The organism is Saccharopolyspora sp. 6V (genome assembly GCF_020176785.1).
Taxonomy (GTDB): domain Bacteria; phylum Actinomycetota; class Actinomycetes; order Mycobacteriales; family Pseudonocardiaceae; genus Saccharopolyspora_C; species Saccharopolyspora_C gregorii.
This window is the reverse complement of the sequence record NZ_JAIUKB010000059.1, coordinates 24006-31714: the sequence shown is the minus strand read 5'-3', so window position 1 is coordinate 31714 and position 7709 is coordinate 24006. Positions and strand designations below refer to the sequence as shown.

Below are 7709 nucleotides of genomic sequence, written 5' to 3'. Positions count from 1 at the left end.
GGCCGGGGGCCCCCCCCCGGGGGCCCGGGGCCGCCGGGGCCCCCCCCCCCCCCCCACCCCCCCCCCCCCCCCCGGGGGGCCCCCCCGGGGGGGGGGGCCCCCCCCGCCACGACCGTGCTCAGCGTCGGCAGCGGACTGCTGCTGGCGCTGTTCACGCTGATCTTCTTCCTGCGCGACGGCGGCCGGATCTGGCGGTTCGCGCTGCGGGTCGCCGTGCCCGCCCACGTGCGGGACCGGGTGGACGTGGCCGGGCAGCACGCGTTCCACTCGCTGGTCGCCTACGTGCGGGCGAGCGCGGCCGTGGCGCTGATGGACGCGGTGGGCATCGGCGTCGGCTGCGCCCTCGTCGGAGTACCGCTGTCGGCGGCGCTGGCCGCGCTGGTGTTCCTCGGCGCGTTCGTGCCCTACGTCGGCGCGATGATCACCGGCTCGATCGCGGTGCTCATGGCGCTGGTCACGACCGGGCCGCTGCCCGCGATCATCGTGCTCGCGGTGGTCGTCGGCGTCATGCAGCTGGAGGGGCACGTGCTGCAGCCGCTGATCCTCGGGCACGCGGTGCGGCTGCACCCGCTGGCGATCGTCCTCGGCGTGACCGCCGGGTTCCTCGGCGCGGGAGTGGCGGGCGCGGTGTTCTCGGTACCGGTCATCGCGCTGCTCAACGCGGGCATCCGGGCGCTCGCCGAACCGCCGCCGGAGCCGGGTGCCGAACCGGCGGCGGAGGGCGCCGAACCACCGGCGGAGCCGGGTGCCGAGTGGCCGGCGCAGGCCGGTGCCGAGCCCGCGGCCGACGCGGCGAACCCCGATTAGCGCCGCGCCCGGCGTGCGATCACCGGGGCCCGCGCACCTACAGTCGGGTGACGGCACCGGACCGGCCGGTGCGGGACCGAGAGGACGGCCAGCGGGTGCGCAAGGTGAAGGACTTGACCGGACCGGGCGTGACGGACCGGTTCGGCATCGGCGGCACCGACCTGGGGGTGATGGCGCAGGCACCGGACGGGCGGATCGTGTCGGTCTTCGGCGACACCTTCGAACGCGCCGGCGTCGGCGGTCCCGGCTGGCGCTCCCCGGTGGTCCTGTTCGCCGATCCGGGCACCGCCACCGCGGGCATCGGCTGGACCGGCTCCGCCGGGCCCGACTCCTACGCCGGGCAAGCGCTGCCGTACCAGCACGACTCCGTGATCCAGGGGCGGCGCGTCAGCACCGTCATCCCCACCGACCTGATCACCGTCGGGGACGTGATGTACCTGCACGTCATGGTGTGCGAGGGGATCGGCAACGTGCACTGGACCGAGGTGCACGGCTCCACCGACAACGGCGAGACCTGGCAGCACACCGGCACCACCTGGCCCGGCGACCTGCACGGCGGACTGTTCCAGATGCTGACCTGGGGGCTCGGCGACGACGGTTACGCGTACGCGTTCACCACCGGTTTCCGCCGCGACCAGGGCCTGCTGCTGCACCGGGTGCCCGCCGACCGGATCACCGATCCCGGTGCCTGGGAGGGCTGGGGGTTCCGCGACGGCCGGTGGGCGTGGGGCAACCCGCCGACGATCGCGCTCACCGGTGCCTACGGCGAGCTGTGCCTGCGGCCGGTCGGCGGCCGGTGGCTGCTGTCGCTGTTCAACGCGGGCGACTACCGGATCGACGTGCTGAACCTGGACGTGCCCACCGCGAACCTGTACGAGGCGCCGCGCGCGACCGCCGTGCACGGCTCGTCCTGGCCCGGTGAGGACCACTCCAGCGGGCAGGTCGCGCAGCTCTACGGCGGCTACATCGTGCCCGGCTCCACGCTCGACGACCTGCACCTCGTGGTGAGCCAGTGGAACACCGAGCGGAACTGGCCGTACAAGGCCATGCAGTTCGCCGGGAGCGCCCCGCGGAGCTGATCGCGCCCGCCGCTACCGTGACCGCATGGACAGCATCGCAGAGCTCCGGTCCCGGCTGCGCGGCTTCGCCGAAGCGCGGGACTGGGGCCGGTTCCACACCCCGAAGAACCTCGCGATGGCCCTCAGCGGCGAAGCGGGGGAGCTGATCGCCGAACTCCAGTGGCTCGACGACACCGCCGTCGCCGACGGGCTCGCGAACGGCGAGCTGACCGGGCGGCTCGCCGACGAAGCCGCCGACGTCCTGCTGTACCTGGTGCAGTTCGCCGAAGCCACCGGCATCGACCTCGTCCGGGCCGCGCACGACAAGATCGACCGCAACGAGTCCCGCTACCCGGTCCACCTCGCCCACGGCAACGCCACCAAGAGCACCGAGCTCTAGCGCACCCGGTGCCCGTGGCGCGGCACCCGGTTGCACACTGCTGGGATGGCGGAGTCGTCGCAGCTGCTGCTGGTGCTGGACCTGGTCGGGACGTTCGCGTTCGGCCTCAACGGGGCGCTCACCGCGGTGCGGGCCGTGCGGTTGGACCTGGTGGGGGTGCTGACGCTGGGGATGATGACCGCGCTGGGCGGCGGGATCCTGCGCGACGTGCTCATCCAGTCGTTGCCGCCCGCCACGTTCAGCGACCTCGCGTACCTGGGTGCGGCCGCGGCGGGCGCGCTGGTGGCCTTCTTCCTGAGCCTGCCGCTGGAGCGGTTCACCCTGCTCATCGTGGTGTTCGACGCGATCGGGCTCAGCGTGTTCTGCGTGACCGGGGCGACGAAGGCGCTGGAGTTCGGGCTCGGCGGAGTGCAAGCGGTGCTGCTCGGCGGCCTCACCGCCGTCGGCGGCGGCACGCTGCGCGACGTGATGCTGCGGAAGGTGCCGACCGTGCTGGTCAGCGACCTGTACGCGGTGCCCGCGCTGGTCGGGGCCGGGATCGCGGTGGGCGCCGCGCACCTCGACCTGGGGCCGCTGGTCGTGGCGGGGGTGGCCGCGCCGGTGTGCTTCGCGATCCGGATGTTCGGCGTCGTGTTCGAGCTCAACGTCCCCACCGCGCCCGGCCGCGGCTCCCGCGAGCAGGACTGACCGGCCGCGCCGAGTACCGCGGTCGCCGCCCGGCGAACGCTCCGGCCGCTGCGCACAATCCAAGGGAGTCCGACAGAGCGAGGAGCCGCCATGACCGCCGATCCCGTCTCGTCCGTGCTCGCGGGAGCCGAGGACGCCACGAGCTGGCAGGAGGACTTCTACCGCGACCTGCACCAGCACCCGGAGCTGTCCCACCAGGAGCACCGCACCGCGGAGAAGGTCGCCGGACGGCTCCGCGAGCAGGGCTACGAGCTGCACACCGGCGTCGGCGGCACCGGAGTCGTCGGGGTGTTGCGCAACGGATCCGGCCCGGTGGTGCTGCTGCGCGCCGACATGGACGCGCTGCCGGTGCGGGAGGCGACCGGACTGCCCTACGCCAGCACCGCCACCTCCGGCGAGGACGGCGAGGGCTCGCCCGTCATGCACGCCTGCGGCCACGACGTGCACGTGACCTGCCTGCTCGGCGCCGCGCAACTGCTCGCGGCGGACACCGAGCACTGGAGCGGCACCGTCATCGCCCTGTTCCAGCCCGCCGAGGAGTCCGGCGACGGTGCGCAGGGCATGGTCGACGACGGGCTGGCGGACCTGGTGCCGAAACCCGACGTCGCCCTCGGCCAGCACGTGATGCCGTACCCGGCCGGGATCGTCGGCACCCACGCCGGACCGACGTTCGCCGCCGCCGACAGCATGCGTATCACCGTGCACGGCCGCGGCGGGCACGGCTCGATGCCGCAGGCGACCGTCGACCCGGTGGTGCTCGCCGCGCACATCGTGGTGCGGTTGCAGACCGTCGTGTCCCGCGAGGTCGCGCCCACCGACCCGGTGGTGCTCACCGTCGGCAGCATCCTCGCCGGGACGAAGAGCAACGTCATCCCGGACCAGGCGACCATCGAGCTGAACCTGCGCACCTACGACGAGCGGACGCGCAGCCAGGTCCTCGACGCGGTGGAGCGCATCGTCCGCGCCGAGTGCCAGGCGTCCCGTTCCCCGCGGGAACCCGAGTTCGAGATGTTCGCCCGGTTCTCTCTCACCGACAACGACGCCGACACCACCGAGAAGGTCACCGCCGCGCTCACCGGCCACTTCGGCGCCGACCGGGTGGAGGACATCGGGCGGGTCACCGCCAGCGAGGACTTCGGCGACCTGCCCGCCGCGTGGGGGACTCCGTACTCGTACTGGGCGTTCGGCGGCACCGACCCCGATCGGTTCGAGCGGGCCAGCAGGGAGGGCCGGGTCTCGCAGGACATCCCGGTCAACCACTCCGGCACCTTCGCACCGGTGCTCCAGCCGACGCTGCGCACCGGCACCGGCGCGCTCGTCGTCGCCGCGCTGGCCTGGCTGGCCTGAGATGAGCGTTCCCGGTTACGTCTGGATCCTGACGATCGTCGTGATCATCGGCCTGCTGTTGTTCGACTACGTCTTCCACGTCCGGAAGCCGCACACCCCGGGGCTGCGGGAGGCGGCGGTGTGGTCGGCGCTCTACGTCGGCATCGCCATCGTGTTCGGCCTGCTCGTGTGGATCTTCGGCGGGACCACGATGGGCGCGGAGTACTTCGCCGGGTACGTCACCGAGAAGGCGTTGTCGGTGGACAACCTGTTCGTCTTCTTGATCATCATCTCCAGCTTCAAGGTGCCGCACGCCGACCAGCAGAAGGTGCTGCTGTTCGGCATCGTGTTCTCGCTGTTCGCGCGGACCGGGTTCATCTTCATCGGCGCCGCGCTGATCAACACCCTCGCATGGGTGTTCTACCTGTTCGGGCTCGTCCTGCTCATCACGGCGGGGAACCTGCTGCGGCCCTCGGAGTCCGAGGACCGCACCGCCGACAACGTGATCATCCGGCTGGCCAAGCGGTTCTTCCACACCAGCGACGACTACGACGGCGACAAGCTGTTCACCCACGTCGACGGCAAGCGGATGCTCACCCCGATGCTGCTGGTGATGGTCTCCATCGGCGGTACCGACCTGCTGTTCGCACTCGACTCGATCCCGGCGATCTTCGGGCTCACCCAGAACGTGTACCTGGTGGTCACGGCCACCGCGTTCTCGCTGCTGGGGTTGCGGCAGCTGTACTTCCTCATCGACGGGCTGCTGGACCGGCTGATCTACCTGTCGTACGGGCTGGCGGTCATCCTCGGGTTCATCGGCGTCAAGCTCGTGCTGCACGCCCTGCACGAGAACAACGTGCCGTTCATCAACGGCGGCCGGCCGGTGCACGTCGTGGAGATCAGCACCGGCGTGTCCCTGGGCGTGATCATCGGCGTGCTGGTGATCACCGTGCTGGCCTCGCTGCTGAGCGCGCGGGGCCGGGCGAAGAACACCATCGCCGGGGCCCGCAGGCACGCCGAGCAGTACCTCGACGAGGGCTACGAGACCGATCCGGCGGCCCGGCAGCGCACCTACGAGAAGCTGCTCGACGAGGAACGCCGGCTCGACGCGCTGCCCGCGAAGTTCCGGGCCGAGATCCACGACGAGCCGGGCCTGCGGGACTCGCTGCGCCGCGCCCACGCCAAGCACCGCGACGCCGTGCACGAGCAGCGGGCCGGGCGCGACCGCACCGACGGGGACCCGACCGGCGCCGGCTGACCGCGGCCGGAGCCGTCACGGCCGGAACGCGCTGGGCGCCGAACCCGTCTCCCGCTTGACCATCGTGGTGAACGCCGCCGGGTTGCCGTAGCCCAGCTCGGCGGCGACCGAGGTGACGGTGCGCCCCGACGCCAGCGACCGCACCGCGTGCAGCGCGCACGCCCGCTGCCGCCACGCGTGGAAGGTCGACCCGGTCTGCGCCGGGAACAGCCTGCTGAAGGTGCGCTCGCCGACGTGCAGCTCCGCCGCCCACCGCGAGCTCGGATCGTGCACGTCCGGGGCGGCGAGGAACCGCTCGCACAACCGGCGCAGCCCCGGGTGGCGCGGCAGCGGCAGGTCGAACGGCAGCGGCGCCAGCGACCGGATCTCGTGCAGCACCAGCTCCACCAGCGCGCCGTCCCGCCCGGCCGGGTCGTACTCGGGCTCCACGTCCACCGCGGCCAGCAGCAGCTCGCGCAGCAGCGGCGACACCTCCACGACCCGGCACCGGTCCGGGAACCACGGCACCGCGCGCGGCTCCAGGTACAGGCTGCGGGTGGTCACGCCGTTCATCAGCACCTGGTGATCGGTCCCGGCGGGGACGAGCACCGCGCGGTGCGCCGGGACCGTCCAGTCGCCGTCCGCGGTCTCCACCCGCATCACCCCGGTCGCGCCGTACAGCAGCTGCGCGCGGCGGTGGCGGTGCAGCGGCAGCAGGTGGCCCGGCGGGTAGTCGGTGCCGATCGCCAGCACCGGCCGGTCCAGGTCCTCCAGCTCCGCGATCGGCACGTTGCGCACCCCGCGATGGTATGCCCGGTTCGGCGAGTGCTCGGAGGAACGTGGCCGGACGACGAATGCGGGCCGGCGCGCCGGGCGCCTAGCGTGCTGGAAGTGCTGACCTCCTTCCTCGTGCTGTTCTGCTTCGGCTGCCTGACCGGCGTCACCACGGTGCTGTTCGGCTTCGGCGGCGGGTTCGTGACCGTGCCGGTGGTGTTCGGGTTCGTCGTCGCCACCTCCGGGGCGGACGCGATGCACGTGGCGGTGGCGACCTCGACGGCGGTGATGATCGTGAACTCGGTGTCGGCGACGCTGGCGCAGGCCCGCGCCGGGCGGTTGCGCCGCGACTACCTGTGGCCGCTGGTGCTGTTCATCGCGGTCGGCGCGGTGCTCGGGTCGCTGCTGGCCGGGCTGGTGCCGGACGGGGTGCTGCACCTGCTGTTCGTGGCGTACCTGGCGATCACCATCGTGGACGGGCTGTTCCGCAGCGGGTTCCTCGGCTCCCGGGACCGCGCCGTGCCGCCGCGCCCGCTCGGCCGCGCCACCACGACCGCGGGCGGCACCGGGATCGGCGCGGTGGCCGCGCTGCTCGGAGTCGGGGGCAGCGTGCTGACCGTCCCCCTGCTGCGGCGCCGGGGCTTCCCGATGGCGGACGCCGCGGCGATGGCGAACCCGCTGAGCGTGCCGATAGCGCTCGCGGGGACCGCCGTGTACGCGTCCGGGGCCCCGGCGGTGGCCGTGGCGGGGCGGATCGGATTCGTCGACCTGCTCGCCGCGGCGGCGCTGCTGTGCGGTTCGCTGCCCGCGATCGCGGTGACGAAGCGGGTGACCGGGCGGATCCCGGACCGAGTGCACGCGGTGGCGTACCTGGTGCTGCTCGTGGTGGTGCTGATCTCGATGGTGATCACCGGCGCCTGACGGCGATCCTCGAAGGTGGGTCGGGGATTCCTAGGGTCCGCGGACCTCCGAGGTTTCCGCGTGCAGGCCGCAGAGTCGTGGCACGGCCGCGAAGCGCGCGGTCGCCGAACCACCGGAGGAAACCGTGTCCGCACCGCTGTCCCTCGACGCGTCCACGCCGCGCCCGCGCCCCGCATTCCTGGCACGCCCGCACGGGCTGTTCATCGGAGGGGAGTGGCGGCAGGCCCGCGCGGGCGCGTCGTTCCCGGCCGTCGACCCGGCCACCGAGCAGGACCTCGCCGAGATCGCCCTCGCCGACGCGGGCGACGTGGACGCCGCGGTCGCCGCCGCCCGCGCCGCGTTCGACGACCCGTCCTGGTCCGCGCTGAGCCCGGCCCGCCCCCGGGGGGGGGGGGGGGGGGGGGGGGGGCCGCGGGGGGGGGGGCCCGGCGGGGGGGGGGCCCCCCCCCCCGCGGGGGGGGGGGGGGCGGGGGGGGGGGGCCCCCCCCGCGGGGGGGGG

Annotated in this window: 8 protein-coding genes and 1 pseudogene; 8 read left to right on the top strand and 1 reads right to left on the bottom strand. The window is 73.5% G+C overall.

The window, feature by feature from the left end:
- Positions 1–114: 114 nt before the first annotated feature.
- The 6 genes from LCD35_RS12810 (at position 115) to LCD35_RS12785 (ending at position 5536) form a co-directional block, all read left to right on the top strand.
- The gene (locus LCD35_RS12810; RefSeq protein ID WP_308016908.1) at positions 115–807 is read left to right on the top strand and encodes an AI-2E family transporter; all 693 of its coding nucleotides are present in this window, start codon (positions 115–117) and stop codon (positions 805–807) included.
- 47 nt (positions 808–854) lie between these two features.
- On the top strand, positions 855–1886 hold the full coding sequence (locus LCD35_RS12805) for a DUF4185 domain-containing protein (RefSeq protein WP_224961379.1): 1032 nt from the start codon (positions 855–857) through the stop codon (positions 1884–1886).
- 25 nt (positions 1887–1911) lie between these two features.
- Positions 1912–2265 carry a MazG-like family protein gene (locus tag LCD35_RS12800; RefSeq protein ID WP_224961377.1) on the top strand — a complete coding sequence of 118 codons (354 nt, stop codon included), beginning with the start codon at positions 1912–1914 and terminating at the stop codon, positions 2263–2265.
- Positions 2266–2310: 45 nt separating this feature from the next.
- Positions 2311–2952 carry a trimeric intracellular cation channel family protein gene (locus tag LCD35_RS12795; RefSeq protein WP_224961375.1) on the top strand — a complete coding sequence of 214 codons (642 nt, stop codon included), beginning with the start codon at positions 2311–2313 and terminating at the stop codon, positions 2950–2952.
- Positions 2953–3042: 90 nt separating this feature from the next.
- A complete protein-coding gene (locus tag LCD35_RS12790) occupies positions 3043–4299 on the top strand; it encodes an amidohydrolase (protein ID WP_224967436.1) in 1257 nt (418 codons plus the stop codon).
- Position 4300: 1 nt separating this feature from the next.
- Positions 4301–5536, top strand: coding sequence for a TerC family protein (locus LCD35_RS12785; RefSeq protein ID WP_224961370.1), 1236 nt, complete (start codon positions 4301–4303; stop codon positions 5534–5536).
- Between the two features lie 15 nt (positions 5537–5551).
- Here LCD35_RS12785 and LCD35_RS12780 read toward each other — a convergent pair whose 3' ends face one another.
- Positions 5552–6313 (bottom strand): helix-turn-helix domain-containing protein, encoded by a 762-nt coding sequence (locus LCD35_RS12780; RefSeq protein ID WP_224967438.1) that lies wholly within the window; start codon positions 6311–6313, stop codon positions 5552–5554.
- A gap of 93 nt (positions 6314–6406) precedes the next feature.
- Here LCD35_RS12780 and LCD35_RS12775 point away from each other — a divergent pair, with 93 nt between their 5' ends.
- Complete coding sequence (locus LCD35_RS12775; protein ID WP_224967440.1) at positions 6407–7210, top strand: sulfite exporter TauE/SafE family protein; 804 nt, start codon at positions 6407–6409, stop codon at positions 7208–7210.
- A gap of 124 nt (positions 7211–7334) precedes the next feature.
- Positions 7335–7574, top strand: a pseudogene (locus tag LCD35_RS12770) (aldehyde dehydrogenase family protein); the annotation flags it as partial.
- Positions 7575–7709: the final 135 nt, after the last annotated feature.

Bases quoted from the DNA above. Each gene is read 5' to 3' on its own strand.
- LCD35_RS12800 (WP_224961377.1), top strand. From the start codon at position 1,912: ATGGACAGCATCGCAGAGCTCCGGTCCCGGCTGCGCGGCTTCGCCGAA.
- LCD35_RS12795 (WP_224961375.1), top strand. From the start codon at position 2,311: ATGGCGGAGTCGTCGCAGCTGCTGCTGGTGCTGGACCTGGTCGGGACG.
- LCD35_RS12790 (WP_224967436.1), top strand. From the start codon at position 3,043: ATGACCGCCGATCCCGTCTCGTCCGTGCTCGCGGGAGCCGAGGACGCC.
- LCD35_RS12785 (WP_224961370.1), top strand. From the start codon at position 4,301: ATGAGCGTTCCCGGTTACGTCTGGATCCTGACGATCGTCGTGATCATC.